4 protein-coding genes are annotated in these 2,243 nt (G+C 56.6%); 3 read left to right on the forward strand and 1 reads right to left on the reverse strand.

Annotated features, from left to right (window positions below; all coding sequences use genetic code 11):
• On the reverse strand, positions 1-258 hold a 258-nt coding region (locus tag N2315_09055; GenBank protein MCX7829322.1), incomplete at its 3' end, for an SDR family oxidoreductase.
• A 142-nt stretch (positions 259-400) separates the two neighbouring features.
• On the opposite strand from N2315_09055, the gene N2315_09060 reads away from it, so the two are divergent.
• From N2315_09060 to def, 3 genes are all read left to right on the forward strand, one after another.
• Positions 401-1,099, forward strand: a complete 699-nt coding sequence (locus N2315_09060) for an AzlC family ABC transporter permease (GenBank protein MCX7829323.1) — start codon at positions 401-403, stop codon at positions 1,097-1,099.
• Positions 1,096-1,557 carry an AzlD domain-containing protein gene (locus N2315_09065; GenBank protein MCX7829324.1) on the forward strand — a complete coding sequence of 154 codons (462 nt, stop codon included), beginning with the start codon at positions 1,096-1,098 and terminating at the stop codon, positions 1,555-1,557. Before N2315_09060 ends, N2315_09065 begins: the two co-directional genes overlap by 4 nt.
• A gap of 327 nt (positions 1,558-1,884) precedes the next feature.
• The coding region (gene def / locus N2315_09070; protein ID MCX7829325.1) for a peptide deformylase at positions 1,885-2,243 on the forward strand (359 nt) is incomplete at its 3' end.

Genomic DNA, 2,243 nt, shown 5'->3' on the forward strand with positions numbered 1-2,243 from the left:
CGCCGCATTGTTAATGAGGATATCCAGTGCGTCGGTCCACTGTTCTAGTTCGTTTTTTGCCTGTGTAATCTGGGCTTCCTCTGCCACGTCACAACAGACCGTTATCAATTGACGGTTCTTTTGATACCGGTTTTCCAGCTGGGTAAGCTCTGCGCCTTTGCTTCGGTAGGTGGCAAAAACCTGATGCCCCTCCTGTAAAAAATGATGGGTGAGGGCAAGTCCCAGGCCCCGGTTGGCACCGCTGATAAGCACCTTCATGGAAACCTCCTAAAAGGGGGAAAGCTCTTCTTTTTTCAGGGTACCCCCTTTTTTTAAAATTGTAAATTATCAATTTTTTCATTTTTAAAATGACCGATTCCCCCTTGCGATGAAAAAGCCCCCTCTTTATGATGGGGCTATCATGAAAAAATCCGCTTTTACCTATACGATCCCTGTCTTGTTAGGCTATCTTCCCCTAGGATTTGCCTTTGGTTTTTTGCTGGTCGATGCGGGCTATCCCTGGTGGCTTGCGCCTCTCATGAGTCTCTGCATGTATGCGGGGGCGGCCCAGTATATTGCGGTGGGATTGTTTGCCTCCGGGGCATCTCTCTGGGAAGCGGCCCTGGTAACCCTGTTAGTGAATGCCCGCCATGTAGCCTACGGTATGGCCCTACTAAAGCGTTTTCCGGGTCGTTCCTGGCGGCGCATGTACCTGATATTCGCCCTTACCGACGAAACCTTTGCGCTCCTTTCTTCTCTGCCGCTCCCCGCCTCGCCCCAGGAGGTTGAAGCATACCATGGGCGGATGTTCAAGATAGCCCTCTTGAATCATCTGTATTGGATTGCAGGGGGAACCCTGGGGGCCATCGCCGGTTCCCTCCTGCCCTTTAAGATTGAAGGCCTGGCCTTTGCCCTTACGGCCCTGTTTATCATGTTGATGGTAGAACAGATCTATCATGTTCGGCGGGCCCGGCCTTTTGTGGTGGCTGGCCTGGCGGCCATTGGGGCCCGACTCGTTCTTCCGGCACGGCTTGTGCTCCTGGGGTCGATTGTGGTTGCCCTGGGGATACTCGGCTTGATGCATCGCCGCTCAGAGGGAAAAGGGGGCCTTCCATGTTGAGTCTTACTCAGGCCCTGGGCTACACGGTGGTGATGGCCCTGATTATTTTTTGTTGCCGGGCCTTTCCCTGGATATTGCTGGCCATCCAAGAATTGGTGTCCTTCAAAAAGGTCGGCCGGGCCGGGAACGCCGGGACGCCCCTTTCTGATACGGAAAAGACTGCAGAGGCGGGGGATATTCCTTCAACCACGGACCCGGCTTTCGGTGGGGCGGAGGAGAGAAAATTCCCTTCCTGGTTACCCTTCGTGGAACAGACGGTCCCTCCCACGGTGATGACCATCCTGGCCTGCACTTCTATCATGGATGGGCTCTGGCAAAGGCCTCCGACCCCCTGGGCGACCGCCGGGGCGGCCCTTGCAACGCTGGTGCTCCATCTGTGGAGGCGGAATGCCCTTTTGAGTATCCTCGGCGGAACGGGGCTGTTTATCCTGCTGGGGGTGGTGTTAGGGGGAAGCTGAAGGGGGCCCCTGTCCCCGGTGAAGGTGGCCCATTCTGGAGTGGGGGGAGCGCCTGATCCCCTGAGCCGTGGGGTTTGGGTTAGGGGCCCGGGCTGATAAGACCGGGCGCAGGATACGGTCGTGCGGCGAAGGAAGCAGGCGCGTGGGGGGAGCCGCGACGGGTCGAGTGGGGAAAAAGGTGGTTTCTTCGCCGCCTGCGGCGCCAGGGGGGGCCCGGTGCTCCCCCTCCTGGAAGAAAAAATACGGACAGGCGGCAAAGAGCTTCCCCAGCGCCTGTTGTTTTTACGCTCCCTTGTCGGTGGGGCTATTTTTCTCTATTATTGGAATATGCAGATATATACGTTGGGGCATGAGGTGCTTCGGCAGAAGGCCCTGCCCGTACAGGATATCAATGATGAGATAGCCGCTCTTGTGAAGGAAATGCGGGAGACCATGTATGCGGGGCGAGGCATCGGCCTTGCGGGTCCCCAGGTGGGTCTCTTGCAGCGGATTTTTGTGGTCCACATAGAAGGGGATATACCCCGGGTGTTTATAAATCCTTCGATTATCCAGACGTCTCCGGAATTAACGGAATACGAAGAGGGGTGTCTTTCGATACCGGGTCTGTATGGGGAGGTAAAACGGCCGGAGGCGGTGAGGATCCAGGCCTGGAATGAGCGGGGGCGGCCCTTTACCCTCGATGCGGA

It is taken from the genome of Thermanaerothrix sp., from assembly GCA_026417795.1.
GTDB lineage: Bacteria > Synergistota > Synergistia > Synergistales > Synergistaceae > Thermanaerovibrio.

Coding starts and splice junctions, on each gene's coding strand:
- N2315_09060 (MCX7829323.1), top strand. CDS start 401: ATGAAAAAATCCGCTTTTACCTATACGATCCCTGTCTTGTTAGGCTAT.